Origin of the sequence: Stutzerimonas chloritidismutans (assembly GCF_051486945.1) — a bacterium.
GTDB classification, from domain to species: Bacteria; Pseudomonadota; Gammaproteobacteria; order Pseudomonadales; family Pseudomonadaceae; genus Stutzerimonas; species Stutzerimonas chloritidismutans_B.
The window spans coordinates 364,578-390,090 of record NZ_JAHVDX010000003.1; the positions used below are offsets into that span (position 1 = coordinate 364,578).

The following is a 25,513-nucleotide window of genomic DNA, read 5'->3' on the forward strand; positions in this document are numbered from 1 at the left end:
GATGAACTGGCTGGACGAGATCAACTGGAACGAAGACGGCCTGGTGCCGACGATCGCCCAGGATTACCAGACCGGGCGCATCCTGATGATGGCCTGGATGAATCGCGAGGCGCTGGCACTGACCGCGGCAGAAAACCGCGCCATCTATTGGTCACGTTCGCGTGGCAAGCTGTGGCGCAAGGGCGAGGAGTCCGGGCATGTGCAAAAGCTTCATGAGCTGCGCCTGGATTGCGACGCCGACGTCATCGTGATGAGGGTCGAGCAGATCGGCGGCATCGCCTGCCACACCGGCCGCGAAAGCTGCTTCTACCGGGTGTTCGAGAACGGTGGCTGGAAAACCGTGGACGCCGTACTCAAGGACCCGCACGCAATCTATGCGGAGCATAAGCATGAGTGACACCCTCACCCGCCTGGCCGAGGTGCTGGAAGCCCGCAAGGGCGCAGCCGCCGACAGTTCCTATGTCGCCAGCCTGTACCACAAGGGGCTCAACAAGATTCTGGAAAAGGTCGGCGAGGAATCGATCGAGACCATCCTCGCCGCCAAGGACGCAGCCGCCACCGGCGATGCCCGCGACCTGATAAACGAGACCGCGGACCTGTGGTTCCACAGCCTGGTGATGCTCGCTGCGCTGGATCAGCACCCGCAAGCGGTGCTGGACGAACTGGACCGGCGGTTTGGACTCTCCGGGCTGGCGGAAAAAGCCGCCCGCCCGCAATCCTGATAATCAACATTGGAGTAACGCAGCATGGGTTTTGGTGGAATCAGCGTCTGGCAACTCCTGATCATCCTGCTCATCGTGGTCATGTTGTTCGGCACCAAGCGCCTCAAGGGCCTGGGTTCGGACCTGGGTGACGCGATCAAGGGATTCCGCAAATCGATGGGTACCGACGAGGAAAAGCCCAGCGTCGAGGAAAAGCAAAGCCATACGATCGATGCCGAGGCCCGCAAGGTCGACGATCCCGCCAAGAAGAACTGACGCGCCATGTTCGATATCGGCTTTACCGAACTGCTGCTGGTCGGCCTGATCGCGCTGTTCGTGCTGGGCCCGGAGCGCCTGCCCGGGGCCGCGCGCACGGCCGGCCTGTGGATTGGCCGAGCCAAACGCAGCTTCGCCAACATCAAGGCCGAGGTCGAACGGGAAATCGGCGCCGACGAGATACGCCGTCAGCTGCACAACGAGCGCATCCTGGACCTCGAGCGGGAAATGAAGCAGAGCATCATGCCCAGCGCGCCCACCGCCGGCAGCAGCCAGTCGCCGCAGTCGGCCACACCCCCGCCCGAGCAGAGCGAGCCTGCTACGCCTTCCGTCGAAACCAAGCCCGCCGACACGGCCCCCGTACCCCGCCCGGACAAATCGCCTGAGCCATGAGCAATACATCCATCGATGATCAGGAAATGCCGCTGGTTGCCCACCTGACGGAGCTGCGCAAGCGTCTGTTGCGCTGCGTGGGTGCCATCCTGGTCCTCTTCGCCGGACTGTTCTACTTCTCACAGCAAATCTACGCACTGGTCGCTGCGCCCTTGCGCGCCTACCTGCCCGAAGGCGCGACGATGATCGCGACCGGCGTGGCCTCGCCGTTCCTCACGCCGTTCAAGCTGACCATGATGGTCGCGCTGTTCCTGTCGATGCCGGTGATCCTTTACCAGATCTGGGGGTTCATCGCGCCCGGCCTGTACAAGCACGAGAAGCGCATCGCCGTGCCCCTGCTGATTTCCAGCATTTTCCTGTTCTACGGCGGCATGGCTTTCGCCTACTTCGTGGTGTTCCCGATCATGTTCGGCTTCTTCGCCAGCGTGACGCCCGAAGGCGTGGCAATGATGACGGACATCGGGCAGTACCTGGATTTCGTGTTGACGCTGTTCTTCGCCTTCGGCGTGGCATTCGAGATTCCCGTGGCGACCTTCCTGCTGATCTGGGTCGGCATTGCGGACGTCACCACGCTGCGCAAGAGCCGCCCCTACGTGGTGGTTGGCTGCTTTGTCGTCGGCATGGTGCTGACACCTCCGGACGTCTTCTCGCAGGCACTGCTGGCAATCCCGATGTGGCTGCTGTTCGAAGCTGGGGTCATCGCCGGTAGCATGGTCGATAAACGCGAGGCCGAGTTCCGCGGCGATGCCGAGGGCGATCAACCACAGCCCGGCGACCAGCCACCCGCGCCGCGCCCGTGAATCTACTGCTATTGGAGGCGGCCGACCTGGTCGCCGCCGATCGTGCCGTGGTGCGCGACCGCCGCCTCACGCATATCCAAGAAGTCCACCGCGCCGAAGCGGGCGAAACCCTGCGTATCGGTCTTCTGGGCGGAGCCATAGGCACCGGCCGGCTGCTGCGCTTGACGCCTGACGAAGCCGAGCTGGCGATCGAGCTGGACCGAGCGCCGCCGGCGAAACTACCGATCACCCTGTTGCTGGCCCTGCCGCGGCCGAAAATGCTGCGCCGGGTGTTGCAGACCGTTGCCGCCATGGGCGTGCCCAGGCTCGTGCTGCTCAATAGCTATCGCGTGGAAAAGAGCTTCTGGCAGACGCCCTTTCTCGAGCCTCTTGCGATTCGCGAGCAGTTGCTGCTCGGCCTCGAGCAGGCACGCGATACGCTGCTACCGGAAGTGACGCTCGAGAAACGGTTCAAGCCCTTCGTCGAGGACCGCCTCCCCGCGTTGGCCGCCGGGACTCGCGGCTTGGTCGGGCATCCAGGTGATCATCCCCTTTGCCCCCGCGCGCTCGATGAACCCGTCACATTGGCAATCGGTCCGGAAGGTGGCTGGATTCCCTACGAAGTAGATAAACTCGCCGCCGCCGGGCTGCAACCGGTGCAGCTCGGCGAGCGCATCCTGCGCGTCGAGACGGCAGTCAGCGCGCTATTGGCCCGATTGTTCTAAGCGCAGGTCGTCACCTGCCGATGAACGTGATGCACGCCTCCGGACCAGGCCTGTCAGAAGTCCTGAATCCTTAACGAGCAGTAGCCGCCATGCGACCTCTGACCATCGACCTCCACCGACTGGAATATGCGCTGGACAACCGCGACGCCAGCGAGCACTACCTCGACCTGGAATCCGGCCAAATCCGCGCGGTGTTTCCCGGCGACTCACCGCCCGGTGCCAATGAGAAATATGACGTGCAGGACGACCGTTACCTGCATATCGAGCCGCTTGCGCTGGCCCAATCGATCGCCATGCGTGAGGCCTTCCTGTTCACGATTCACGACCCCAACGCCCACGCGGTGCTGAGCCATGCGCTGCAGGGGCGCAAGCCGTTGCGTACCTTCGACTTCAAATTGGAAGACTTTCCCGACGCGCGCCAGGCCTGGCAGGACTACCAGGCGGTGCAGCTACGCGAATACGCCATCACCTGGCTGCATGACAACGGGCTGGAACCGTCGAAACGCTGAAGCCGGCCCCTCAGCTCTCCAGCAGAAAGGTCACCGGACCGTCATTTTGCAAAAACACCTGCATGTCCGCGCCGAAGCGACCACAGGCCACCTGCGGATGCAGCAACCGAGCCTGTGCCAACAGATAGTCGTACAGCGCCTCGCCCACGGCGGGCGGCGCCGCGCTGGAAAAGCTCGGGCGCAGGCCGCTGCCTGTATCGGCGGCCAAGGTGAACTGAGATACCAGCAACAGCCCGCCGCCGGCATCGGTCAATGAGCGGTTCATCTTGCCCTGCTCGTCGCTGAAGACTCGATAACGCAGCAGCTTGTGCAGCAGCTTGTCCGCACGCGCCTGATCATCCTCACGCTCGACACCCACCAGCACCAGCAAGCCTTGGTCGATGGCGCCAACCACCTCACCGGCGACCTCGACCCGTGCCTGACGTACGCGTTGGATCAGCGCCTTCATCAGGCTTCCTCGGGCGGCAGGTCGAGGAGCCGCTGGGCAATGTCCGCCGCCGCGCGAACCAGCGCGTCGCAGATGCCCGGCTCCGAGGCCGAGTGTCCGGCTTCTCGTATGATTTGCAGTTCGCTATTGGGCCAGGCCTCGTGCAGCTCCCAGGCATTTTCCAGCGGGCAGATCACGTCGTAGCGGCCGTGCACGATGATGGCCGGCAGGTGCGCGATCTTGTGTATGTCTCGCAATAGCTGGTTTGGCTCGAGGAAGGCGTCGTTGACGAAGTAATGGCATTCGATCCGCGCCATCGCCAAGGCACGATGGGTATCGGAGAAGCGATCGACAACCTGGGTATTCGGCCGCAGCGTCGCCGTGCGACCTTCCCAGCAAGACCAGGCCTTGGCGGCGTGCATCTGTGCGATCTGGTCGGTGCCGGTGAGGCGTTTGTAATACGCCTTCATCAAGTCGCCGCGCTCTTCGGGCGGGATCGGTGCGAGGTAATCCTGCCAGTAGTCGGGAAAGATCCGGCTGGCACCTTCTTGATAAAACCAGCTCAGCTCCTGCGGCCGGCAAAGGAATACGCCGCGCAGGATCAGCGCATGGACGCGCTCGGGATAGGCCTGAGCGTAAGCCAGCGAGAGCGTCGAACCCCAGGAGCCACCGAACAGCACCCATTTGTCGATGCCCAGGTGCTCGCGGATGCGCTCCATGTCGGCAATCAGGTGGGCCGTGGTGTTATTTTCCAGACTCGCGTGAGGTGTCGAGCGACCACAGCCGCGCTGGTCGAAGGTGACGATGCGATACAGCGTAGGATCGAAGAAGCGCCGGCTCAGCGCATCGCAGCCACCACCCGGGCCACCGTGTACGAACACAACGGGAAGACCGTCCGGAGATCCACTTTCGTCGACGTAGAGAACATGCGGTACCTCGACCGCCAGTTCATGCCGGGCGTAGGGTTTGATCTCCGGGTACAAGGTCTGCATGGCACACTCCATGGTCGGTACGAGGGGCGCTGGTCGCCTGACAGTCCCGGCATCATAACGAGGATTCGTGAGGTTCGGCATGCCCATATGGAAATTAGCAGTATTGACTACCCTGGCCGCGCTGGCGCTCTGGGGTTGCGGTCGTGACGACCCTCAAGGGGCGCTCGAAGCAGCAGCGCAATCGCTGCAGGACAGCATCGAGAAAAAGGACACCGGCGCGCTGATGGAGCGAATCCATACCGACTTCAAGGCCAACCAGCAGCTCGACCGGGACTGGGTCAAGCGCACCGCTACGCTGATGTTCCTTCGTAACCGCAACGTGGAGGTCATCGCGCTGGGCAACCGCAGCTGGATCGACCCCAGCTATGCCGACAAGGGCTACACCGAGGCACAGGTCACCATGACGGGCGCCGAAGGCCTGTTGCCGGAGCGCCTCGGCCATTACGAAGTCGAACTGGAGTGGTGGAAGGAAGACGGCGAATGGCAGCTCGCTCGCCTGAGCTGGAAGTAGCCCCGCTCAACGTCCGTACCGCTGGGCTTGGCTGAAAACGCTTCGCTGGCGAACACGACGCCGTCTATAGCTAGCCGGGGCCCGCCGGAGCCGTGGCGTCGTTATGGACCGCCTACCGTCCGCCACGCTGGCGGAGCGATTGCCAGCAATTGCCCCGATTTAGCCAAAGGCACCCCTTACGTCGATTCACCGCGCCAGATCAGCTCACCGGTGTCGAAGCCGCGCTCGCGGGCGATGTCGAGCAACTTGTCCCGCTTATCCGCCTCGAGCTGCTCATCGCGCGACAGCAACCAGAGGTAATCCCGATCAGGGCTGCCGACTAGCGCCACGCTGTAGTCCTCGTCGAGATAGAGAATCCAGTAGTGCCCCTTGGTCAGGCTCGGGAAAAGGTTGCTGAACCAGTTATCGAAACGCACCCAGAGCCGATCGGTGCGCCCCGGCTCCTGGGGTACCGCTTCACCAGTCGCCTGCTCCCACCCGCCGTCCTTCGTTTCGCAGCGGTTGGTCACGGCCACGCTGCCATCCTGCTTCAGGTCGTAGTGCGCCTCCGAGCGCACACAGTTGCGCTGGAAGAACATCGGCAGCCGCGCCTGTTCGTACCAGGTACCTTCATAGCGCTGCAGGTCGACCTGCCCGACCGTTTCCGGCGCATTCTCGGGTTCAGAACTGGCGCAACCGGCCAGCAAGACGGCGGAGAACAACAGGATCAGTGCTCGCATCGAAATTTCCTCACTTGAGGCCTTGGCCGGAAAACATCATCACCTTGTCGCCTGCGAATTGAATGCTGATGAATCGATTCTTCTGTCCCCAGGTACAGCTGGACATACCCAGGGCGCCCGCACACTCACCCGGCTTGCCGAGCAATTCCTCGACCTCCGCCCGCGACATGCCGGCTTTCAACTGGGCGAAATTTTCCTGGGTGACCGGGCTGCAGGCGGCCAGCAGCGCGACGGTGGGGATCAGCAACAGGTGACGAAACGACATGACGGGTTCCTTCTGGTCATGGTCGGCCGCGCATGGCCGTCCATCGGGTTATGCACGTTAGGGGCTGCAAGCATGGGGAGGTTCCGTGCCACCCGAGCTTACCGCAGGGCCATGCACAGCCGCGCCATGCAAGCCAACTAGAAGCGCGAGCCCGGCTCGGCGAGAAAGGCCAGCTCCGCCTCGCTCGAAGCGCGGCCGAGGATCTCGTTGCGATGCGGGAAGCGGCCGAAGCGGGCAATGACCTGGCGGTGGCGTTCGGCATAGTCGAGAAAACCGGCAAACAGTGCCTGCTCGTTGGGCGCGGCAATGGCTACCAGCGTCTGGAACTGCTGGACCGCCTGGTCTTGCAGCCCGAGCTGCTCGGCATGTTCGAGCACGAGATAGATGAACACACGCTGCAGCGGCGCCAGCAGGACGTCACCCCCGTGAGCCATGCCATCGCGCACCAGTTGCTGGGCTCGTTCATCACCGGCGAAGGCTTGCGGCGTGCCGCGGTGGATCATGCGTGGCAACTGGTCTAGCAAGAGGATGAGCGCAAGCCAACCTTCCGGGGTCTCGGCCCAATCGGCGAGCTCGCCGGCCATCGCCTGCGCGACCCAATCGCCGAAACGGTCACGCGCTTCGGCGTCTTGCTCAGCCTTGTAGCCAAACCAGAGCCGCTGCTTGGCATCGGCGACATCCCGCGCCGTTGCGCCCTCGCCAAACCACCAATGCAACAGGTCGTGCCAGGGCGCTTGCATCGGTCAGCCCTGGTGGTAACCGGTGGCGCGCTCGACTTCTTCCTTGGAACCAAGGAAGACCGGTACGCGCTGGTGCAACGATTCGGGCTGGATGTCGAGAATGCGCTGGGTGCCGTTGGTGGCGGCCCCGCCTGCCTGTTCAATGATGAAGGACATCGGGTTGGCTTCGTACATCAGGCGCAGTTTGCCGGGTTTGCCGGGCTCGCGCGCATCCTTCGGGTACATGAAAATGCCGCCACGGGTCAGGATGCGATGCACGTCGGCCACCATCGAGGCGATCCAGCGCATGTTGTAATTTTTTCCCAGCGGGCCCTCAGCACCGGCGAGCAGCTCGCTGACGTAGCGCTTGACCGGCTCTTCCCAGTGACGCTGGTTGGACATGTTGATAGCGAATTCGGCGGTGGATTCCGGCACCCGCAGGTTCTCGTGGGTGAGGACGAAGCTGCCCAGCTCACGGTCGAGGGTGAAGCCCATGACGCCGTTGCCAAGGGTCAGCATCAACATGGTCTGCGGGCCGTAGATTGCGTATCCGGCCGCTACTTGCTTGGTGCCCGGCTGCAGGAACGCTTCCTCGCCGAGCGCATCGTTCTGGGTAAAGCACTCACCGGGGCAGCGCAGCACCGAGAAGATGGTGCCGACAGAAACGTTGACATCGATGTTGCTGGAGCCATCCAGCGGGTCGAACACGAGCAGGTAGGCGCCCTTCGGGTACTTGCCGGGGATCTGGTAGGCGTTGTCCATTTCCTCGGAGGCCATGCCGGCCAGGTGGCCGCCCCATTCGTTGGCCTCAAGAAGGATTTCGTTGGACAGGACGTCGAGCTTCTTCTGCACCTCGCCCTGGATGTTCTCGGTCTCGGTCGCGCCCAGCACGCCGCCAAGGGCGCCCTTGGACACGGCGTGGCTGATCTCCTTGCACGCTCGAGCCACTACCTCGATAAGGAAGCGCAGATCCGCAGGGGTGTTGTTGCTGCGGGTCTGCTCGATCAGGTAGCGACTCAGGGTTACGCGTGACATGGGGATGGCTCCGGAGGATGAAAAAACCCGCGCAGTTTAGCAGGCCAGGGGGAAACTAACCTTCCCTCAGACCCGCCAATCCGCCGCTGGTTCAGCGAAGCGGCAAAGTGCCTGCACGCTCCACCAGCCGCTGTTTTCCGGCGCCTTTTTCGCTACCTCCATGCGGCGCGTCAGAGCACCTTCCAGATATCCTCGGCGTACTCGCGAATGGTCCGGTCCGAGGAGAACCAGCCGGTGCGCGCGGTGTTCAGCACGGCCGAACGCCACCAGCTGTCGGCATCGCGCCAGCGCGCCTCGACGTCCAGCTGCGCCTTCCAATAGGCCTCGAAATCGGCACAGACCATGAAGGTGTCGTGCCACTTGAGCCCGTCGATCAGCGCGGTGTAACGCGCCGGATCGTCGGCCGAGAAGGCGCCGTTGCGTATCGCCATCAACACTTCGTTGAGCCGTGGGGACTCGATGATGGTGGCCTCAGCGTTGTACTCGTTGGCCTGCTTGCGCGCCTCCACCTCCTGAGCCGTCATGCCGAAGATGAACATGTGTTCGGTACCGATCTGCTCAGCCATCTCCACATTGGCGCCATCGAGGGTGCCGATGGTCAGCGCGCCGTTGAGGGCGAACTTCATGTTGCTGGTCCCGGAGGCCTCGAGGCCGGCCGTGGAGATCTGCTCGGACAGGTCCGCCGCCGGGATGATGCGCTCGGCCAGGCTGACGTTGTAGTTCGGCAGGAACACCACCTTCAGCAGCCCACGCACCGTTGGGTCGTCATTGATGGTTCGCGCGATGTCGTTGGTGAGTTTGATGATCAGCTTGGCGGTGTGATAGCTGGCGGCTGCCTTGCCGGCGAAGATCTTCACCCGCGGCACCCAGTGGCCCCCCGGGTCGGAGCGGATCGCCTGGTACAGCGCAACGGTATGCAGCAGGTTGAGCAACTGCCGCTTGTACTCGTGGATGCGTTTGACATGCACGTCGAACAAGGCGTTGGGGTCGATGCTGATGCCCAACCGTTCCTGGATCATGCGCGCCAGCAATTGCTTGTTGTGCCGCCGCTGCGCCGCGAAGCGGGCGCGGAAGTCGGCCTGGTCGGCGAATGGCTCGAGCTGGCGCAGCAGGGTTTCCGGCGTGTCGAGCAATTCCTCGCCAACATGCTCGACCAACAGCTGCGTCAGCTGTGGATTGGACTGATAGAGCCAGCGGCGGAAGGTGATGCCGTTGGTCTTGTTACTGATGCGCTTGGGGTACAGCGAATGCAGGTCGGTAAAGACCGTTTCACGCATCAGCCCGGTATGCAGCGCCGAGACGCCGTTGACGCAGTGCGAGCCCAGGAAGGCCAGATTACCCATGCGCACGCGACGACCGTGGTCTTCCTGGATCAGCGACACCGAGCGCAGCAGATTAAGGTCATGGATGCCGCGCTCGCGCAGCGCATCGAGATGCTGGGCGTTGATCAGATAGATGATCTGCATGTGACGCGGCAGCAGGCGCTCCATCAACCCAACCGGCCAGGTTTCCAGCGCCTCGGGCAGCAGGGTGTGGTTGGTATAGGACAGGGTGCCGACGGTCAACTCCCAGGCCTTGCGCCAGGGGATGTCATTGACATCCACCAACAGGCGCATCAGCTCGGCGACCGCAATAGCCGGGTGGGTGTCGTTGAGCTGAATGGCCGCGAACTCCGGCAGATTCAGCAGCGTACCGCGCTGGTCCAGATGACGGCGTAGCAGGTCCTGCAGCGATGCGGCCACGAAGAAGTACTCTTGCCGCAGGCGAAGCTCCTGGCCGGCCTCGGTGCTATCAGCCGGATAGAGCACACGCGAGATGCTCTCGGCACGCGCTTCTTCGGCTACAGCGCCGATGTGGTCACCGGCGTTGAAGCGTTCCAGGTGGAAGTCCGCCTCTGCGCGGGCCCGCCACAGCCGCAAGGTGTTGACGCTCGCACCGCGCCAGCCCACCACCGGGGTGTCGTACGCGATGGCGCGTACGCCTTCCGCCCAATGCCAAAAATGCTTGGGCTGTTCCTGGCTCGACCCGTCCTGAGGCATCGCTACGACATGCCCGCCAAAGCCGATCAGGTAGCTCACTTCCGGGCGCTCGAATTCCCAGGGGTTGCCGAAGTTGAGCCAGGTTTCGGTCTGCTCGTGCTGCCAGCCATCAACGATGGCCTGGCGGAACAGGCCGTGGTCGTAGCGGATGCCATAGCCGTGCGAGGCGATGCCCAGGGTTGCCATGCTTTCCATGAAGCAGGCCGCCAACCGACCGAGGCCGCCATTGCCGAGCGCGGCGTCGGGCTCGAGCAGGCGAATGCGCTCGAAATCGACGTCCACACCTGCCAACGCCTCGCGTGCCACATCGAGCAAGCCGAGGTTGCTCAGGCTGTCGGTCAACAGGCGGCCAATCAGGAATTCGAGCGAGAGGTAATAGACGCGCTTCTTACCTTCGCGGTAGCCCTCACGCGTGCGGTCCATCCATTGATCGATCATGCGATCGCGCGTCGCCAGTGCCACCGCCTCGAACCAGTCGTGGTCGGACGCATGCTCCGGGTCTTTGCCGATCGAATAGGTCAGCTTGCTGATCACGCTTTCACGGAAAGCCGATACCTCGTCAGCAGCAACGTTGGTTGGTTCTTGCGTCATGGACAGACCTCGTGGAACAGGAGGATAGATGAGGGGTTCATGGCAGCGCCGGACTCACCGGCAAACGGCAATACAGACAGGTTTGCAGGTTTCGACCGACTTTGCGTGACCGTCTGTCCGTCGTTCGACTCGTCGGATTCGCTGGAAATTCCACGGCGGCTCGTTATGATCGCGCGCCCGCCCGTCCCGATGCCGCCAATGTGAAGACTCGCCTGATCGCCTCTGCCGACCCCGACCGCCTTGAAACCTGGGCCCGCTACAGCAATGGCTTGTGCCGGGACTGCCGTGCAACCTGCTGTACGCTGCCGGTCGAAGTGCGGATCGACGACCTCATACGCCTCGGCGTGGTCGATGCATTCGAGCGGGACGAACCCCCCAAGCAGGTTGCACGGCGCCTGCAAAAGGCCGGCGTCGTCGAGCACTTCAACCAGAAGCGCGAGGTCTTCACACTGACCCGCCTGGCCAACAACGACTGCCTCTACCTGGATCGTACGTCTCGTTTGTGCACGGTCTATGCCAAGCGGCCGGACACCTGCCGCAACCATCCCCAGATCGGTCCGCGACCGGGTTATTGCGCCTACCAGCAGAAAGCGACGTCACGCTGAAGGACCCGGCTGGCGCGGTCGCGACCACGCTCGACGGTCGCAAAAAAGCGATGCCTGAAACTGGCAATCTCGTGACTCAGCAGTCATGCTTGGCGTCTGCCTGTATCCGCAAACGTTAGGAATCTACCCGGCATGAGCCGCGATAGCCGCTATCTGGAAGCCATCCTGCATCACGACATTCCCCTGACCCGGGCCATGGGCCTGCGTGTAGAGAGCTGGGAGAACCACGAGCTGCGCCTGAAGGTACCGCTGCAAGCGAACATCAATCACAAGAGCAGCATGTTCGGCGGTAGCCTCTACTGCGCCTCAGTGCTGGCGGGTTGGGGCTGGCTGCACCTGCGGTTGCGCGAGGCGGGCATCGAGGACGGGCACATCGTTATCCACGAGGGGCAGATCGAATATCCCCTGCCAGTCGTGGATGACGCTACGGCCATCTGCCCCGCCCCGGATGAAGGCGCATGGGAGCGATTCGAAACCATCTATCGCCGTCGTGGCCGCTCGCGCCTCACGCTGCAGAGCCGCATTCTTGCCGCCGATGGCCGGGACGCCGTGCGCTTCACTGGCCAATTCGTGCTGCACAAATAAGTCGCGCCATGGCGGCCTGCCGCAAACCAGTGCGTCAGGCGCCCAGGCGGCCCTACCCGCTACAAGACGCAAGGCACCGGGCCGGCACCTTGCGTCACGACATCAAACGTAACGCGACTTCGGCGTAGCCATCGGCAGCGGGCCATCGCCAATCAACCGAAATTCGCCCTTCGAGGCGTCGTACGCGCGTATCTCACTGGTGCCGATGTTGTACACCCAGCCGTGGATGAACAGCTGACCGCTGGCCAGGCGCGCCGCCACCGACGGATGGGTACGCAGGTGATCGAGCTGAGCCAGGACGTTTTCCTCGGTCAGCACGCCCAACGTATTGTGATCGGCGCAGCCGCAGTTCTCTTCGACCACCGTGCGCGCAACCTCGGCGTGGCGCAGCCAACTGCGTACGGTCGGCATGCCGTCCAGACTCGAAGGGTTCAGCACCGCCTTCATCGCGCCGCAGTCGGAGTGGCCGCACACAATGATGTGCTGGACGCCGAGTGCCATCACGGCGAACTCGATGGCGGTCGATACGCCGCCATTCATGATGCCGTAGGGCGGCACGATATTGCCCACGTTGCGGGTCACGAACAGGTCGCCTGGCGAGCTCTGCGTGATCAGCTCCGGCAGGATGCGCGAGTCCGCACAGGTGATGAACATGGCCCGCGGGGTCTGTTCGTTGGCCAGCTTGCTGAACAGCTCTCGTTGCTGGGGATAAATCTCTTCGCGAAACTGCATGACGCCCGCGATCAGGTTGTCGAGCGCCTCCTGCGCCGTCTCGCTCTTCTTTTCTTCAAGGCTCATAACGCGTTCTCTTCTCGTTTTAATTGGGGTTTCGACGCTGTACCGCTCGCGTACGGCACTGCGAAGCTGTGACAGCGCGTAACGGCCCGAGGCCACATCTCTGTCAGAAGATAGACCAGCCAATCCGCTGCGAAAGCATCTCGAGCGCCGCCATGCCGATCAGCGAATTGCCGGCCTGGTTCAGCTCAGGCGACCAGACGCATACGGAAAAGCGCCCCGGCACCACGGCGACGATGCCGCCACCGACGCCACTTTTTCCGGGTAGCCCGACGCGGTAGGCAAAGTTGCCGGCCTCATCATAGAGACCGCTGGTCGCCATGATGGCGTTCACCTGCTTGGCCTGGCGCGGGCTCAGCACCGGCTCCCCCCCGGCGAGGCAGGCGCCGTCCCGCGCCAGAAAACCGAACGCCCGCGCCAGGTCAACGCAGCTCATGCGTAGCGCGCAATGATGGAAATAGCTGCGCAGCACGGCCTCGACGTCATTGTGAAAGTTGCCGAAGGACTGCATCAGATAAGCCATCGCCGCGTTGCGCGCGCGGTGCTGATACTCCGACTCGGCGACGACTGAATCGGAGACGATCAATGGGTTGTCCGCCAGGTGCCTGACGAAATCGCGCATCGACAGCGCCGGCACGGCGAAGCGCGACTGGTTGATATCGCAAATCACCAGTGCCCCCGCATTGATGAAGGGATTGCGCGGCTTACCGCGCTCGAACTCCAGCTGCACCAGGGAGTTGAACGGCTGCCCGGACGGCTCGTGCCCCAGCCGATCCCACAGCGATTCGCCGCAATGCTTGATCGCCTGGACCAGGCTGAACACCTTGGAAATGCTCTGAATGGAAAACGGCGTCTTCGCGTCACCCGCGTGGAACAATTCGCCATCAGCACTGTAGACGGCGATCCCGAGCTGGTTCGCCGGCACGTCCGCCAATGCAGGAATGTAGCTAGCCACCTTGCCCTGACCGAGCAGCGGCCGGACGTCTTCGAGTATTTCGTTCAACAGGTTCTGCATGCAGGTCTCGTCGTGAAAAAACACGGGATGCCGGTCGGACCAGTCCATCATTGGAGCCACGGCGGCGGATGCGTTAGCCAATAGACGCCGGTCGCTTCGACCCCATCACAGCGGCCACCAGGCCTACACTCACACAGCGCCGGCCGTTGCGCTGCGCGCATAAGCGGGCTGACGAGCGAACCATGTGCGACCGCCAACGCAACACTCACTAACGTCATTGCGAAGGGCTCCGGTATATTGCCGCCCGCTTCACGGGGCACGGCCTGTGCCTCGGGCGTCACGACAAGGAACGAAAACAGATGAAACTCAAACGTGCGGCGGGCCTGCTGGCGCTCGCGATAGCGGTCAGCGGGTGCTCTACCGCGACCTATTTCAAGCTGCCCGAAAACAGCAAAGTGTCGGTCTATGAGCGGCCGCAGCAATACCCTCAAGGACTGGTCAAGACGCGTCCATTCTTCTGGACGGCAGCTGGCGGTATTCCCTACAAGCTGAGCAGCGACAACGGCGAACTGCTGCAGCAGGGTAAGTTGCGCGCGCGCTTTCGCGTCGCGTCCATTTTCTGGCCGCCAGGCGGCATCATCTATTGGCCGATGGGGTTCGGTCAGCGCTGTTATGACCTGACCGGTGCCGAACCGCTCACCTGCACCCAGGGCGACCTGAAAGCCCTCCGCAGTCAGCGCCGTCTCGACCGCTAGCCCAATCGACACATCGTCTCGGCATGCGCCGGGGCGATGTCCGACCGAGCCACGCCCCGCCTTACCCGCTATTGCCACGTGCAACTGGTTAGAACTTTTCCGGCCGCAGCACTTCGACGTCTACGAGATAACAGACCATAGCGAAGTTGTCGTAGTAGCGAACCTGCAGATGTTCGGCGATGCGCTCGGCGAGTTCGCGGTTGCAGATGATCTCCAGCCGGATATTGCTCTCGGTGTCCCATTCGGCGCTGCGCACGCCGCGGCTGCCTCGCCCGCGCGCTTCGGATAGGGTCCAGCCGGGTGCGCCGAGATGGTCGAGATCGGCAAGCAGCTTCTTTTCCAGTGCGGCTTCGCAAATCACGGTAAGCAGCGTTCGGGTAGCAGTCGTCATGTCAGAGCCCCCAGGCGATCAAGGTTTCGGCCAGCGCGAGATACAGCGGAATACCAATCAGGATGTTGAACGGAAAGGTAATCCCCAGCGAGGCCGTCAGCGACAACGAGGGATTGGCCTCGGGCAACGCCAAGCGCATGGCTGCAGGCACGGCGATGTAGGACGCACTGGCCGCCAGGGTCGCGAGCATCGCGGTGCCGCCGAGCGACAACCCCATCAGCCGCGCCAGCAATGCGCCGATCACCGCACCGATCAGTGGCATGCCCAGGCCGAACACGGCCAGACGCAGGCCATAGCGCCTTAGCGAACCCATCTGGCCCGAGGCGATCAATCCCATCTCCAGCAGAAAGAGCGCCAGCACGGGTTTGAACATGCTGGTGTAGAAGGGCTCAAGTGGTTTGATGCCCTCCTTGCCTGCAATGGCGCCGATGATCAGGCCGCCCAGCAAAAGCATGATGCTCTTGCCCAGAAATATCTCTCGCCCAAGCTCCCGCCAATTGGTATCACGCGAGACGCCTTTGGCCAGCACGATGCCGACCAGGATTGCCGGTATTTCCAGTATGGCCACGAACAGCGGCATATAGCTTTCGAAGGCAACCTTGTTGGCCAGCAGAAAGGCCACCACCACGGCAAAGGTACCGGCGCTCACCGAACCGTAGTGCGCCGCGACGCTCGCCGAATCGACCCGGGAAAAGCCCAGCAGCCGCAACGCCGGAAAGGCCAATAGCGGCAATGTGCAACCAAGCAGTAACACCAGCGCCGACTGCCCAAGCAATGCAGCACTCGCTTGCTCGGCCAGCTCGACGCCACCGTGCAAGCCGATCGCCAATAGCAACAGGATCGACAGAGTGTCGTACAGCGCCGGCGGCAGTTTTAATTCGCTCTTCACCAGTCCGGCGAACAGGCCGAAGAGGAAGAACAGCACGACGGGATCGAGCCCCATGACAACCTCCTGACATCAAAACGGAAGGGCAAAAAAAAGGAGCCTTGCGGCTCCCTAAGGGACATCTCTCAGGCCTCGATCTCGATCAGCAGGTCACCCGGCGTTACCCGGTCGCCCTTGCCCACGTGTACCGCCTTGACCGTGCCGGCGACCGGCGCCTGGATCTCAGTTTCCATCTTCATCGCCTCGGTGATCAGCACCGCCTGGCCAGCCTTCACGGTGTCGCCCTCCTTGACCAGTACCTCGACAATGTTGCCCGGCATGCTGGTGCTGACGTCTCCCGGCGCGCTGGCCTGCTTGCGCTGGCCGCCGCTGCCGCCGCCGACAAAGTTGTTCAAGGGCTCGAACACCACCTCTTCCGGCATCCCGTCGATGGAAAGGAAGAAGTGTCGCTTGCCCTCGCCCTTGACGCCGACGCCAGTGATGTCGACGCGGTAGGTCTCGCCATGCACGTCGATGACGAACTCGGTGGGCACGCCCCCTCCGCCCACGGCGCTGGCTGCGCTGCCGTCGGGGATCGGCAACAGCACTTCCGGCTTCAGCGTGCCAGCTTCGCGTTCTTCGAGGAACTTGCGGCCGATGTCCGGGAACATCGCGTAGGTCAGCACGTCCTCTTCGCTGTGGGCCAACGCGCCGATCTCCTGGCGCAGCTTGTCCAGCTCCGGCTTGATCAGGTCGGCCGGACGCACGTCGATGATCTCTTCTCCGCCAATGGCCTGGCGCTGCAGCTTGGCATCGATGGTGCCCGGTGCCTTGCCGTAGCGGCCCTGCAGGTAGAGCTTCACTTCATTGGTGATGGTCTTGTAACGCTCGCCGGCGAGCACGTTGAAGAACGCCTGGGTACCGACGATTTGCGAGGTGGGCGTCACCAGCGGTGGGTAGCCGAGGTCCTTGCGTACGCGCGGGATCTCGGCGAGCACCTCGTCCATGCGGTTCAGCGCGCCCTGCTCTTTGAGCTGGTTGGCCAGGTTGGAGATCATTCCGCCGGGCACCTGATTGACCTGCACGCGCGTGTCGACGCCGGTGAATTCGCTCTCGAACTGGTGGTACTTTTTGCGCACCGCGTAGAAGTACAGGCCGATCTCCTGGATCAGTTCCAGATCGAGGCCCGTGTCGTAGGGCGTGCCACGCAGCGCGGCGACCATGGACTCGGTGCCGGGGTGGCTGGTGCCCCAGGCCATGGACGAGATCGCGGTGTCGATGTGGTCGGCGCCATTCTCGATGGCTTTGAGCTGACACATGCTGGCCACGCCTGCCGTGTCGTGGGAATGGATGAACACCGGTAGATCGATCTCGGCCTTCAGCGCACGGACCAGATCACCAGTAGCAAACGGCGTCAGCAACCCGGCCATGTCCTTGATCGCGATCGAGTCGACGCCCATGTCACGCATCGCCCGCGCCTGCTCGACGAACAGCTCGACGGTGTGCACCGGGCTGGTGGTGTAGGCGATGGTGCCCTGGGCATGCTTGCCGGTCTTCTTGACGGCCTTGATGGCAGTTTCCAGGTTACGCACGTCGTTCATCGCATCGAAGATGCGGAACACGTCGATGCCGTTTTCCGCCGCCTTGGCGCAGAACGCCTCGACCACGTCATCGGCGTAATGCCGGTAACCGAGCAGGTTCTGCCCGCGCAGGAGCATCTGCAGGCGGGTGTTGGGCAGCGCGGCCTTGAGCTGGCGCAGGCGCTCCCAGGGGTCTTCCTTGAGAAAGCGCACGCAGGCGTCGAACGTGGCGCCGCCCCAGACTTCCAGCGACCAGTAGCCGACGCGGTCGAGCTTCTCGCAAATCGGCAGCATGTCCTCGGTGCGCATGCGGGTGGCGATAAGCGATTGATGGGCGTCGCGCAGGATGGTGTCGGTAACGGTAATTTTCTTTTGAGCAGTCATGGTTCGTTCCTCACAGTCCTGCGTGGGCGGCGATGGCGGCAGCGATGGCCAGGGCCAGCTCGCCCGGCTTGCGTTTGATCGAGTAGTTCAGCAGCTCCGGATGGTTGTCGACGAAGCTGGTGTTGAACTGCCCGCTGCGAAAATCCGGGTTGGCGAGGATCTGCTGATAGTAGGTCGCGGTGGTCTTCACGCCTTGTACGCGCATGTCGTCCAGTGCACGCGAGCCGCGGGCCAGCGCTTCTTCCCAGGTCAACGCCCAGACGATCAGCTTCAGGCACATGGAGTCGTAGTACGGCGGAATGGTGTAGCCGGTGTAGATCGCCGTGTCGGTGCGCACGCCCGGGCCGCCGGGGGCGTAGTAGCGGGTGATCTTGCCGAAGCAGGGCAGGAAGTTGTTGCGCGGCTCTTCGGCGTTGATGCGGAACTGCAGGGCGAAGCCGCGATACTGGATGTCTTCCTGCTTGACCGAGAGCGGCAGGCCGGAGGCGATGCGGATCTGCTCGCGGACGATATCGATGCCGGTGATTTCCTCGGTGATGGTGTGTTCCACCTGTACCCGGGTGTTCATCTCCATGAAGTACACCTCGCCTTCAGCGAGCAGGAACTCGACGGTACCGGCGTTCTCGTAACCCACCGCCTTGGCCGCGCGCACGGCCAGGTCGCCGATATAGGCACGCTGCTCGGGCGTCAATTGCGGGCTGGGGGCGATTTCGATGAGCTTCTGGTTGCGCCGCTGGATCGAGCAGTCACGCTCGAACAGATGCACCGTGTTGCCGAAGGAGTCGGCCAAGACCTGAGCCTCGATGTGCTTGGGCTCGACGATGCACTTCTCTAGGAACACGTCGGCGCTGCCGAACGCCTTGGTCGCTTCTGAGATCACACGCGGGTAGGCCTGGGCCAGCTCCTCGGGCGTATTGCAGCGGCGGATGCCTCGGCCGCCGCCGCCGGAGGTCGCCTTGAGCATGACCGGGTAACCGATGCGCTCGGCTTCGGCCAGGGCCTGCTCGGCGCTGGCGACGTTGCCTTCGGTGCCGGGCGTAACCGGCACACCGGCCTTGATCATGCTGCGCCGCGCCTCGGTCTTGTCGCCCATGCGGCGGATCACGTCAGCCCTGGGGCCAACGAACTTGATCCCACGTTCGGCGCAGATCTCGGCAAGCTCGGCGTTCTCAGACAGGAAGCCGTACCCCGGGTGCAAGGCATCGCAACCGGTCTCCACGGCCAGATTCACCAGCTTGCGGGGGTTGAGGTAGCCGGCAAGGGGGTCGTCACCGATGAAATAGGCTTCGTCGGCACGCTTGACGTGCAGCGCGTGACGGTCTGGCTCAGCGAAAACCGCCACTGAGCGCACGCCCATTTCGGCACAGGCCCGCACGATGCGGACGGCGATTTCACCGCGATTGGCGATCAGCAGCTTCTTGATCACGCTGTCATTCCCTTCGGTCGATGAGCGGTGTCCACAGGTGGACATTCGTGCCTGCACGCCGTGCAAGCCTTTAAACCCTACGCCCGCCGGTACGATTAATTGAAATGAATAATAGTTTGATGCAGAATAAGTAATTACTTATAGATGGCGCTACAAGGCTGGCGCGCGCCTGTGGCAGTTGACCAGCCGAGCCGGATGACGGCACGAAAAAAGGCAGCGAACACGATGCGAAAAACCATGATGAGGCTGACATTGCGTCAGCTACAGGTCTTCCGGGCGGTATGCGAAAGCCGCTCCTACAGCCGTGCTGCAGACGAGATGGCGCTGACCCAACCGGCGGTGAGCCTGCAGATTCGCCAGCTCGAAGAGCTGATCGGCCAGCCACTGTTCGAATACCTCGGTCGGAAGCTCTACCTCACCCCGGCCGCCGAGGCACTGCAGCGTGCCAGCACCGACATCTTCGGCCGGCTGGACAGCCTCGACATGCAACTCTCCGATCTGCAGGGCTCGCTGCAAGGCCAGCTCAACCTGGCCGTCGAATCGAGCGCCAAGTACATCACCCCGCACCTATTCGCCGCCTTCAAGCGGCAACATCCCGAGGTCAATCTCGAACTGGTGGTGGTCAACCATGCGCAAGCGGTCAAACGGCTGTCGGTGAGCCGCGACGACCTGCTGATCATGTCGCAAGTGCCGACCGACATGGACCTCGAGTTTATGCCATTCCTGGACAATCCGATCGTTGCAGTCGCCCCGGCGGGCCATCCGCTGTGCCAGATAGGCGACCTCACATTGCAGGACCTGACCGCCTATCCATTGCTGGTCCGCGAGCCTGGCTCAGGCACACGCAAGGCCAGCGAGGACTACCTCAGGCAGAAGCGTGCCCACTTCGCCCAGACGACCCAGGTCGCCTCGCTCGATGCGCTGCGCGAAGCCGTGGTGGCCGGACTGGGCGTGGCGCTGATGCCGCGCCATGCCGTGCACCTGGAGGTGGCGCACGGCCTGTTGTGCGAGCTGCCGGTGCAGGAACTGCCGCTGTACCGCAGCTGGTGCGTGGTTCATCCGCGCGGCAAGCGTCTCAGCCCGGTGGCGCAGGCGTTTTTCGCGTTCATCCGCGCCGAGCGGGCGCGGATCAGCGCCCTGGCTACACGCTTTGACGCCGCTCCGACAGCCCATCGAGCATCGGGCTGATCATCATCAGGTCGGGAAATTCGGTCAGCTGGGCCTGCAGTTGCCGCTGTTCGTCATAGCTTTCGATCGCACGCCGGAAATACATGCGGCGTTCGTCCTGCAACTTGCGACGGGTACGGGCATCGAGGTTGACGTGAGCTTCGCGGTGCGGGGCCATGCGCTTTCTCCCGAAACAGAAGGTGGGAGTTCCAGCATCAGAGCACCGCGTGACGGCATGAGGTCAGCGAGATGACAGGGTGATGACCGTCGCCCGGCGGCTAGTCTTCATGCGCCTTCACCGATTTGGGCGACAGGCGCAGGCTGCGCAAGCTGCGTTTGACGCTCTTGAGATGGTTGACCAGGCTCGGCCCGCGGGCCATGGCGACGCCCATCGCCAGTACGTCGATGACCACCAGGTGCGCGATGCGCGAGGTCAGCGGGGTGTAGATTTCGGTGTCTTCCTGAACGTCGATCGCCAGGTTGATGGTCGCCAGCTCCGCCAGTGGCGTCTGGCTCGGGCAGAGGGTGATCAGCGTGGCCCCGGTCTCGCGAACCACATTGGCGGTGATCAGCAGGTCCTTCGAGCGCCCGGACTGCGAGATGCAGATCGCCACGTCGGTCGGTTTCAGCGTGACCGCGGACATCGCCTGCATGTGCGGATCGGAATACGCCGCCGCGCTGAGCAACAGGCGGAAGAACTTGTGCTGCGCATCGGTGGCAACTGCGCCGGACGCGCCGAAGCCATAGAACTCGACACGCTCGGCCGCCGCCATGGCCTTCACCGCTCGCTCCAGCGCGTCCGGGTCGAGTCGCTCGCGCACCTCCATCAGCGTATGCAGCGTGGTGTCGAAGATCTTCAGCGCGAAATCGGTGACCGAATCGTTCTCACTGATGGCGAACTGACCGAAGCTGGCGCCGGCGGCGAGGCTCTGCGCGAGCTTGAGCTTCAGATCCTGGAAGCCCAGGCAACCGATGGCACGACAGAACCGCACGATGGTCGGCTCGCTGACCCCCACCGTGTGGGCCAGGTCGGCCATGGAGCTGTGCATCACGGCCGCTGGATCGAGCAACACATGGTCGGCGACCTTGAGTTCCGACTTGCGCAGCGAGCTTCTCGATTGGGCGATGTGTTGCAGCAGGTTCACGGTCCGGACTCGCTATGATCAGTACCTGACAGCCTGATCGAGCGTGGCTGCATGCTCGGTCCAGACGTGCCGGCTGGGTGTAGTGGGCTTGTAGTTATACTACAAGCCGCGCAGTATCGCCCAACTGCTGGCGGTTGAAAACGCGAGCGGGGCAGACATTCGGAGGTCGAAGCAGCCGAAAGCGCGGGCGAACATGCTGCGGAGAGGCCTCGAGCCGTTCCGCCAGACTCGCCTTGCCAGGCCTGCCCCAACCAGCCCTTCCACTTCCGAGGAGCGATGCCGTGTCCATTTCTTGCGACATGCTGGTGTTTGGCGGTACCGGCGACCTGGCACTACACAAACTCATCCCGGCCCTCTACCACCTGCACCGCGAAGGCCGCCTGCACGATGATGTGCGGATCATCGCGCTCGCCCGGCAGGACATCGACCGCGATGCCTATTTGGCCCTGACCGAGCGGCATGCCCGCGCCGAAATTTCGCGCACCGACTTCGAGCCTAGCGTTTGGGACAGGTTCAGCCAGCGTCTGGATTATTTCGCCATGGACGCCTCACAACGCGGCGAATTTGTCCGCCTGGCCCATTACCTCGGCCAGGCCGAGGGGCGCATCCGTGTGAATTACCTGGCGACCGCACCTTCACTGTTCGCCCCCATCGCCTCCAACCTCGAGAGCGCCGGGCTCGCTGGAGACGACGCACGCATCGTGCTGGAGAAGCCTATCGGCCATTCGCTCGATTCGGCACTGGAGATCAATGAGGCGATTGGCGCGGTCTTTCCTGAATCGCGCATCTACCGGATCGACCATTATCTGGGCAAGGAAACGGTGCAGAACCTCATGGCGCTGCGCTTCGCCAACGCGCTGTTCGAGCCGATCTGGCGCGCCGGGCAGATCGACCATGTGCAGATCACCGTGGCCGAAACGCTGGGCGTGGAGAACCGGGGCGGCTATTACGACCACGCCGGCGCCATGCGCGACATGTTGCAGAACCACCTCTTGCAGCTGCTCTGCCTGGTAGCCATGGAGGCGCCGGTGCGCTTCGATGCCAAATCCATCCGTGGCGAGAAGGTCAAGGTGCTCGAAGCGCTCAAGCCGATCACCGGCGGCGACGTCCAGGACAAAACCGTGCGCGGCCAGTACAGCGCCGGACGCATCGGCGGCCACGACGTGCCGGCGTATTACTTCGAGCCGAACATCGACAACGACAGCGACACCGAGACCTTCGTCGCAGTAAAGGCCGAGATCGACAATTGGCGCTGGGCCGGCGTGCCCTTCTACCTGCGCACCGGCAAGCGCATGGCGCGCAAACGGTCGGAGATCATCATCACCTTCAAGCAGGTGCCGCATCAGCTGTTCAGCAAAGGCGAGGTGAACCGTTTGGTGATCAGCCTGCAGCCCGAGGAAAGCATCAGCCTGCAGTTGATGGCCAAGGCTCCGGGCAAAGGCATGCAGCTCGAGCCGGTCGAGCTCGACCTGAACCTTGCACATGCCTTCAGCAGCACGCGGCGCTGGGAAGCCTACGAGCGCCTCTTGCTCGACGTGATCGAAGGCGACTCGACGCTGTTCATGCGGCGCGACGAGGTCGAGGCAGCCTGGAATTGGGTCGATCCGATCCTGCGCGGCTGGCAGAGCCACTACCGTAAACCGCGGCCCTATCCGGCCGGAACCGACGGCCCCGAACAGGCCCGTCGCCTGATCGAGCATCAGGGCCGCCAGTGGTGGCGCTGAGCCAGTTAACCCCTCCTTGCGCGATTCCCCGTAACGCCTGTACCAGAGCGGCTCAGGGGAATCGCGCAACTAATTCAGCACTTCGAAGATAACTTTCCCCGCGACTGCCTGAAACTTCCCCACAACTAACTCGCCATAAAAAATTCACTACGACCGCCTCGTCGCCGATTTCACGCCTGAGTGGGAAGGATATTTCGACTGAATATTGCCAGCCCAACTTCGCGGATCACTCCCTGATTCACCCGCGCTATTCAGACCAACTTCCACCCAATCGACTAGTTGGTCACCGGCCGTGGAAACGTACGATGAATGAGCCGCTCGGCTACGCCTGAAACCGCGTAAATAGCGGCCTCCAGCCAAGCCACGTTCTATTGGACCCAGCTGTAAACCGGGCCGAACCTGAGCACTTTTGCAGGTCGCCAAACTTCAACAGCCCGCCCGGCCCCCCTCGGCGAATATCGAACGCGATTGCTCCGCCGTTTCGCCTGATCTCCAGATAGTTCAACTTCCGCGATAAACGGTGAACTTCGCCGCGTATTGTACGTGCATACTTCGCCTGCTGACCCGCTCGGGGTTGAGATTCTTTTTTCGATGTGTTTATTCTTGAAAAGGATTCAATCAGCAACCCAAAAGGTTTTGTTTTGAGTGTTCCTACCGTAACGCTCCGTCGCCCTAACGACGGCGACGGTTACCCCCTCCACGAACTGGTCGCACGCTGCCAGCCGCTGGACGTCAATTCGGTGTACTGCAACCTGCTGCAATGCTCCGACTTCGCCGACACCTCCATCGCCGCGGTCAACGCGGATGGCCACTTGGTCGGCTTCATTTCCGGTTATTGCCCCCCAGCCCGCCCGGACACGCTGTTCGTCTGGCAGGTTGCCGTCGACTCGTCGATGCGCGGTCAGGGCCTGGCGCTGCGCATGCTCATGGCCCTAGTCGCACGGGTCGCTAAGGAGCAGGGCATCCGTAACCTGGAAACCACCATCTCACCGGACAACGGTGCGTCCCAGGCGCTGTTCAAGAAGGCCTTCGCCAAGCTCGGCGTCGACTACAGCACCCGCACCCTGTTCGCCCGCGCTGAACATTTTGCCGGCAAGCACGAGGACGAAGTGCTCTACCGCGCCGGCCCGTTCGCCGCACCCCATTCAGAAGAAGAACTAGAGGAAACCGCATGAAAACTTTCGAACTGCACGAATCTGGCGTTCGCAGCTACTGCCGATCCTTTCCCGTGGTCTTCAAGCAAGCCCGTGGTGCCGAACTCATCACCCGCGAAGGCAAGTCCTACATCGACTTTCTCGCCGGTGCCGGCACGCTCAACTACGGCCACAACCATCCGGTACTCAAGCAGGCGTTGCTCGACTACATCGAAGCCGACGGCCTCACCCATGGCCTGGACATGTATTCCGAAGCGAAGGAGAACTTTCTCTCCACCTTCGATCGGCTGATCCTCAAGCCGCGCAACATGGACTACATCATGCAGTTCACCGGCCCGACCGGCACCAACGCGGTGGAAGCCGCGCTGAAGCTGGCGCGCAAGGTGACTGGCCGCAACAACATCATCAGCTTCACCAACGGCTTCCACGGCTGCAGCATCGGCGCGCTCGCCGCGACCGGTAACAAGCACCACCGTGGCGCCGCCGGCGTTCCGCTGACCGACGTCAGCCGCATGCCTTACGCCAACTACTTCGGCGACAAGGTCAACACCATCGCGATGATGGACAAGCTGCTGACCGACCCATCCAGCGGTGTCGACAAGCCCGCTGCCGTGATCGTGGAAGTGGTCCAGGGCGAAGGCGGTCTGAACGCGGCCTCGGCCGAGTGGGTTCGCAAGCTCGAAAAGCTCTGCCGCAAGCACGAGATGCTGCTGATCATCGACGACATCCAGGCTGGTTGCGGTCGTACCGGCAGCTTCTTCAGCTTCGAAGAGATGGGCATCAAGCCGGACATGATCACCCTGTCCAAGTCGCTGTCGGGCTACGGCCTGCCGTTCGCCATGGTGCTGCTGCGCAAGGAGCTGGACCAGTGGAAGCCGGGCGAGCACAACGGTACTTTCCGCGGTAACAACCATGCGTTCGTCACCGCAGCTGCAGCCATCGAGCATTTCTGGAAGGACGACGAGTTCGCCAACAACGTCAAGGCAAAGGGCAAACGCATCGCCGACGGCATGAACAAGATCGTCCGCCGCTATGGCCCGGACTCGCTGTTCGTCAAAGGTCGCGGAATGATGATCGGCATCAGCTGCCCGGACGGCGACACCGCTGCCGCCATCTGCCGCCACGCCTTCGAGAACGGTCTGGTCGTCGAAACCAGCGGCGCGCATAGCGAAGTGGTCAAGTGTCTCTGCCCGCTGATTATCAGCGAAGAGCAGATCGACAAGGCCATGAGCATCCTGGACAAGGCGTTCGCCGCCGTAATGTCCGATCAAGCCGCCAACCAAGCTTCTTGAGGATTACAA

The 25,513-nt window shown here is 62.7% G+C and carries 30 protein-coding genes; 15 read left to right on the top strand and 15 right to left on the bottom strand.

What is annotated here, in order from left to right; all coding sequences use genetic code 11:
• The first annotated feature begins 1 nt into the window (after position 1).
• The 7 genes from hisI to KXR72_RS13765 all read left to right on the top strand — a co-directional run bounded on the left by hisI (position 2) and on the right by KXR72_RS13765 (position 3,383).
• Entirely contained in the window at positions 2-397 is a 396-nt protein-coding gene (hisI, locus tag KXR72_RS13735) for a phosphoribosyl-AMP cyclohydrolase (RefSeq protein WP_437421652.1), read from the top strand.
• On the top strand, positions 390-722 hold the full coding sequence (locus tag KXR72_RS13740) for a phosphoribosyl-ATP diphosphatase (protein ID WP_437421653.1): 333 nt from the start codon (positions 390-392) through the stop codon (positions 720-722). Before hisI ends, KXR72_RS13740 begins: the two co-directional genes overlap by 8 nt.
• A gap of 24 nt (positions 723-746) precedes the next feature.
• The gene (tatA, locus tag KXR72_RS13745; protein WP_437421654.1) at positions 747-977 is read left to right on the top strand and encodes a twin-arginine translocase TatA/TatE family subunit; all 231 of its coding nucleotides are present in this window, start codon (positions 747-749) and stop codon (positions 975-977) included.
• Positions 978-983: 6 nt separating this feature from the next.
• Positions 984-1,370: a Sec-independent protein translocase protein TatB gene (gene tatB / locus KXR72_RS13750; RefSeq protein WP_437421655.1), complete on the top strand. Its 387-nt coding sequence runs from the start codon at positions 984-986 to the stop codon at positions 1,368-1,370.
• Entirely contained in the window at positions 1,367-2,170 is an 804-nt protein-coding gene (tatC, locus tag KXR72_RS13755) for a twin-arginine translocase subunit TatC (protein WP_437421656.1), read from the top strand. The genes tatB and tatC overlap by 4 nt, the downstream gene beginning before the upstream one ends.
• Positions 2,167-2,874 (top strand): 16S rRNA (uracil(1498)-N(3))-methyltransferase, encoded by a 708-nt coding sequence (locus tag KXR72_RS13760; RefSeq protein WP_437421657.1) that lies wholly within the window; start codon positions 2,167-2,169, stop codon positions 2,872-2,874. Before tatC ends, KXR72_RS13760 begins: the two co-directional genes overlap by 4 nt.
• A gap of 89 nt (positions 2,875-2,963) precedes the next feature.
• Positions 2,964-3,383 (top strand): UPF0158 family protein, encoded by a 420-nt coding sequence (locus KXR72_RS13765; RefSeq protein WP_437421658.1) that lies wholly within the window; start codon positions 2,964-2,966, stop codon positions 3,381-3,383.
• A 10-nt stretch (positions 3,384-3,393) separates the two neighbouring features.
• Here KXR72_RS13765 and dtd read toward each other — a convergent pair whose 3' ends face one another.
• Together dtd and pip are read right to left on the bottom strand one after the other, a co-directional pair.
• Positions 3,394-3,831 (bottom strand): D-aminoacyl-tRNA deacylase, encoded by a 438-nt coding sequence (gene dtd, locus KXR72_RS13770; protein ID WP_437421659.1) that lies wholly within the window; start codon positions 3,829-3,831, stop codon positions 3,394-3,396.
• Positions 3,831-4,802 carry a prolyl aminopeptidase gene (gene pip, locus KXR72_RS13775; RefSeq protein WP_437421660.1) on the bottom strand — a complete coding sequence of 324 codons (972 nt, stop codon included), beginning with the start codon at positions 4,800-4,802 and terminating at the stop codon, positions 3,831-3,833. The genes dtd and pip overlap by 1 nt, the downstream gene beginning before the upstream one ends.
• Positions 4,803-4,881: 79 nt before the next feature.
• On the opposite strand from pip, the gene KXR72_RS13780 reads away from it, so the two are divergent.
• Positions 4,882-5,313, top strand: coding sequence for a hypothetical protein (locus KXR72_RS13780; protein ID WP_437421661.1), 432 nt, complete (start codon positions 4,882-4,884; stop codon positions 5,311-5,313).
• 176 nt (positions 5,314-5,489) lie between these two features.
• On the opposite strand, the gene KXR72_RS13785 is transcribed toward KXR72_RS13780, so the two are convergent.
• The 5 genes from KXR72_RS13785 to KXR72_RS13805 form a co-directional block, all read right to left on the bottom strand.
• Positions 5,490-6,032, bottom strand: a complete 543-nt coding sequence (locus KXR72_RS13785) for a lipocalin family protein (protein WP_437421662.1) — start codon at positions 6,030-6,032, stop codon at positions 5,490-5,492.
• A gap of 10 nt (positions 6,033-6,042) precedes the next feature.
• Positions 6,043-6,297, bottom strand: a complete 255-nt coding sequence (bamE, locus tag KXR72_RS13790) for an outer membrane protein assembly factor BamE domain-containing protein (RefSeq protein WP_437421663.1) — start codon at positions 6,295-6,297, stop codon at positions 6,043-6,045.
• 137 nt (positions 6,298-6,434) lie between these two features.
• Complete coding sequence (locus KXR72_RS13795) at positions 6,435-7,037, bottom strand: DUF924 family protein (protein WP_437421664.1); 603 nt, start codon at positions 7,035-7,037, stop codon at positions 6,435-6,437.
• Between the two features lie 3 nt (positions 7,038-7,040).
• On the bottom strand, positions 7,041-8,051 hold the full coding sequence (locus KXR72_RS13800; protein WP_437421665.1) for a class 1 fructose-bisphosphatase: 1,011 nt from the start codon (positions 8,049-8,051) through the stop codon (positions 7,041-7,043).
• Positions 8,052-8,221: 170 nt separating this feature from the next.
• Positions 8,222-10,681, bottom strand: coding sequence for a glycogen/starch/alpha-glucan phosphorylase (locus tag KXR72_RS13805; protein WP_437421666.1), 2,460 nt, complete (start codon positions 10,679-10,681; stop codon positions 8,222-8,224).
• 200 nt (positions 10,682-10,881) lie between these two features.
• Here KXR72_RS13805 and KXR72_RS13810 point away from each other — a divergent pair, with 200 nt between their 5' ends.
• A complete protein-coding gene (locus KXR72_RS13810) occupies positions 10,882-11,286 on the top strand; it encodes a YkgJ family cysteine cluster protein (RefSeq protein ID WP_437421667.1) in 405 nt (134 codons plus the stop codon).
• A gap of 132 nt (positions 11,287-11,418) precedes the next feature.
• The gene (locus KXR72_RS13815) at positions 11,419-11,871 is read left to right on the top strand and encodes a thioesterase domain-containing protein (RefSeq protein WP_437421668.1); all 453 of its coding nucleotides are present in this window, start codon (positions 11,419-11,421) and stop codon (positions 11,869-11,871) included.
• A gap of 102 nt (positions 11,872-11,973) precedes the next feature.
• Here KXR72_RS13815 and KXR72_RS13820 read toward each other — a convergent pair whose 3' ends face one another.
• Both KXR72_RS13820 and glsB read right to left on the bottom strand, forming a co-directional pair.
• Positions 11,974-12,669 (bottom strand): carbonic anhydrase, encoded by a 696-nt coding sequence (locus tag KXR72_RS13820; protein ID WP_437421669.1) that lies wholly within the window; start codon positions 12,667-12,669, stop codon positions 11,974-11,976.
• Positions 12,670-12,772: 103 nt separating this feature from the next.
• Positions 12,773-13,681, bottom strand: a complete 909-nt coding sequence (gene glsB, locus KXR72_RS13825; RefSeq protein WP_437421670.1) for a glutaminase B — start codon at positions 13,679-13,681, stop codon at positions 12,773-12,775.
• A 299-nt stretch (positions 13,682-13,980) separates the two neighbouring features.
• Here glsB and KXR72_RS13830 point away from each other — a divergent pair, with 299 nt between their 5' ends.
• The gene (locus tag KXR72_RS13830) at positions 13,981-14,376 is read left to right on the top strand and encodes a hypothetical protein (RefSeq protein ID WP_437421671.1); all 396 of its coding nucleotides are present in this window, start codon (positions 13,981-13,983) and stop codon (positions 14,374-14,376) included.
• 88 nt (positions 14,377-14,464) lie between these two features.
• Here KXR72_RS13830 and KXR72_RS13835 read toward each other — a convergent pair whose 3' ends face one another.
• The 4 genes from KXR72_RS13835 to KXR72_RS13850 form a co-directional block, all read right to left on the bottom strand.
• Entirely contained in the window at positions 14,465-14,767 is a 303-nt protein-coding gene (locus tag KXR72_RS13835) for a P-II family nitrogen regulator (protein WP_437421672.1), read from the bottom strand.
• 1 nt (position 14,768) lies between these two features.
• Entirely contained in the window at positions 14,769-15,710 is a 942-nt protein-coding gene (locus KXR72_RS13840; RefSeq protein ID WP_437421673.1) for a sodium-dependent bicarbonate transport family permease, read from the bottom strand.
• Positions 15,711-15,778: 68 nt separating this feature from the next.
• Positions 15,779-17,596: a sodium-extruding oxaloacetate decarboxylase subunit alpha gene (gene oadA, locus KXR72_RS13845; protein ID WP_437421674.1), complete on the bottom strand. Its 1,818-nt coding sequence runs from the start codon at positions 17,594-17,596 to the stop codon at positions 15,779-15,781.
• Positions 17,597-17,606: 10 nt separating this feature from the next.
• Positions 17,607-19,022 carry an acetyl-CoA carboxylase biotin carboxylase subunit gene (locus KXR72_RS13850; protein WP_437421675.1) on the bottom strand — a complete coding sequence of 472 codons (1,416 nt, stop codon included), beginning with the start codon at positions 19,020-19,022 and terminating at the stop codon, positions 17,607-17,609.
• Positions 19,023-19,247: 225 nt separating this feature from the next.
• On the opposite strand from KXR72_RS13850, the gene KXR72_RS13855 reads away from it, so the two are divergent.
• Positions 19,248-20,210: a LysR family transcriptional regulator gene (locus KXR72_RS13855; RefSeq protein WP_275973299.1), complete on the top strand. Its 963-nt coding sequence runs from the start codon at positions 19,248-19,250 to the stop codon at positions 20,208-20,210.
• On the opposite strand, the gene KXR72_RS13860 is transcribed toward KXR72_RS13855, so the two are convergent.
• Together KXR72_RS13860 and hexR are read right to left on the bottom strand one after the other, a co-directional pair.
• The gene (locus tag KXR72_RS13860; protein ID WP_423707165.1) at positions 20,164-20,367 is read right to left on the bottom strand and encodes a PA3496 family putative envelope integrity protein; all 204 of its coding nucleotides are present in this window, start codon (positions 20,365-20,367) and stop codon (positions 20,164-20,166) included. The genes KXR72_RS13855 and KXR72_RS13860 overlap by 47 nt on opposite strands.
• Before the next feature lie 100 nt (positions 20,368-20,467).
• The gene (gene hexR, locus KXR72_RS13865) at positions 20,468-21,334 is read right to left on the bottom strand and encodes a transcriptional regulator HexR (protein WP_243607344.1); all 867 of its coding nucleotides are present in this window, start codon (positions 21,332-21,334) and stop codon (positions 20,468-20,470) included.
• A 281-nt stretch (positions 21,335-21,615) separates the two neighbouring features.
• On the opposite strand from hexR, the gene zwf reads away from it, so the two are divergent.
• The 3 genes from zwf to ectB all read left to right on the top strand — a co-directional run bounded on the left by zwf (position 21,616) and on the right by ectB (position 25,504).
• Positions 21,616-23,058 carry a glucose-6-phosphate dehydrogenase gene (gene zwf, locus KXR72_RS13870; RefSeq protein ID WP_437421676.1) on the top strand — a complete coding sequence of 481 codons (1,443 nt, stop codon included), beginning with the start codon at positions 21,616-21,618 and terminating at the stop codon, positions 23,056-23,058.
• 641 nt (positions 23,059-23,699) lie between these two features.
• Positions 23,700-24,233, top strand: coding sequence for a diaminobutyrate acetyltransferase (gene ectA / locus KXR72_RS13875; RefSeq protein ID WP_437421677.1), 534 nt, complete (start codon positions 23,700-23,702; stop codon positions 24,231-24,233).
• Positions 24,230-25,504, top strand: coding sequence for a diaminobutyrate--2-oxoglutarate transaminase (ectB, locus tag KXR72_RS13880; RefSeq protein WP_437421678.1), 1,275 nt, complete (start codon positions 24,230-24,232; stop codon positions 25,502-25,504). Before ectA ends, ectB begins: the two co-directional genes overlap by 4 nt.
• Positions 25,505-25,513 lie beyond the last annotated feature (9 nt).

What these genes read in the sequence shown, in the direction of transcription:
- ectB (WP_437421678.1), top strand. Translation starts at nt 24,230, where the DNA reads ATGAAAACTTTCGAACTGCACGAATCTGGCGTTCGCAGCTACTGCCGA.
- KXR72_RS13840 (WP_437421673.1), bottom strand. Translation starts at nt 15,710, where the DNA reads ATGGGGCTCGATCCCGTCGTGCTGTTCTTCCTCTTCGGCCTGTTCGCC.
- KXR72_RS13765 (WP_437421658.1), top strand. Translation starts at nt 2,964, where the DNA reads ATGCGACCTCTGACCATCGACCTCCACCGACTGGAATATGCGCTGGAC.
- tatC (WP_437421656.1), top strand. Translation starts at nt 1,367, where the DNA reads ATGAGCAATACATCCATCGATGATCAGGAAATGCCGCTGGTTGCCCAC.
- oadA (WP_437421674.1), bottom strand. Translation starts at nt 17,596, where the DNA reads ATGACTGCTCAAAAGAAAATTACCGTTACCGACACCATCCTGCGCGAC.
- KXR72_RS13835 (WP_437421672.1), bottom strand. Translation starts at nt 14,767, where the DNA reads ATGACGACTGCTACCCGAACGCTGCTTACCGTGATTTGCGAAGCCGCA.
- tatB (WP_437421655.1), top strand. Translation starts at nt 984, where the DNA reads ATGTTCGATATCGGCTTTACCGAACTGCTGCTGGTCGGCCTGATCGCG.
- KXR72_RS13800 (WP_437421665.1), bottom strand. Translation starts at nt 8,051, where the DNA reads ATGTCACGCGTAACCCTGAGTCGCTACCTGATCGAGCAGACCCGCAGC.
- KXR72_RS13785 (WP_437421662.1), bottom strand. Translation starts at nt 6,032, where the DNA reads ATGCGAGCACTGATCCTGTTGTTCTCCGCCGTCTTGCTGGCCGGTTGC.
- KXR72_RS13830 (WP_437421671.1), top strand. Translation starts at nt 13,981, where the DNA reads ATGAAACTCAAACGTGCGGCGGGCCTGCTGGCGCTCGCGATAGCGGTC.
- KXR72_RS13820 (WP_437421669.1), bottom strand. Translation starts at nt 12,669, where the DNA reads ATGAGCCTTGAAGAAAAGAAGAGCGAGACGGCGCAGGAGGCGCTCGAC.
- KXR72_RS13795 (WP_437421664.1), bottom strand. Translation starts at nt 7,037, where the DNA reads ATGCAAGCGCCCTGGCACGACCTGTTGCATTGGTGGTTTGGCGAGGGC.
- pip (WP_437421660.1), bottom strand. Translation starts at nt 4,802, where the DNA reads ATGCAGACCTTGTACCCGGAGATCAAACCCTACGCCCGGCATGAACTG.
- glsB (WP_437421670.1), bottom strand. Translation starts at nt 13,681, where the DNA reads ATGCAGAACCTGTTGAACGAAATACTCGAAGACGTCCGGCCGCTGCTC.
- hisI (WP_437421652.1), top strand. Translation starts at nt 2, where the DNA reads ATGAACTGGCTGGACGAGATCAACTGGAACGAAGACGGCCTGGTGCCG.
- KXR72_RS13860 (WP_423707165.1), bottom strand. Translation starts at nt 20,367, where the DNA reads ATGGCCCCGCACCGCGAAGCTCACGTCAACCTCGATGCCCGTACCCGT.
- KXR72_RS13805 (WP_437421666.1), bottom strand. Translation starts at nt 10,681, where the DNA reads ATGACGCAAGAACCAACCAACGTTGCTGCTGACGAGGTATCGGCTTTC.
- KXR72_RS13780 (WP_437421661.1), top strand. Translation starts at nt 4,882, where the DNA reads ATGCCCATATGGAAATTAGCAGTATTGACTACCCTGGCCGCGCTGGCG.
- bamE (WP_437421663.1), bottom strand. Translation starts at nt 6,297, where the DNA reads ATGTCGTTTCGTCACCTGTTGCTGATCCCCACCGTCGCGCTGCTGGCC.
- tatA (WP_437421654.1), top strand. Translation starts at nt 747, where the DNA reads ATGGGTTTTGGTGGAATCAGCGTCTGGCAACTCCTGATCATCCTGCTC.
- KXR72_RS13815 (WP_437421668.1), top strand. Translation starts at nt 11,419, where the DNA reads ATGAGCCGCGATAGCCGCTATCTGGAAGCCATCCTGCATCACGACATT.
- dtd (WP_437421659.1), bottom strand. Translation starts at nt 3,831, where the DNA reads ATGAAGGCGCTGATCCAACGCGTACGTCAGGCACGGGTCGAGGTCGCC.
- KXR72_RS13855 (WP_275973299.1), top strand. Translation starts at nt 19,248, where the DNA reads ATGCGAAAAACCATGATGAGGCTGACATTGCGTCAGCTACAGGTCTTC.
- KXR72_RS13740 (WP_437421653.1), top strand. Translation starts at nt 390, where the DNA reads ATGAGTGACACCCTCACCCGCCTGGCCGAGGTGCTGGAAGCCCGCAAG.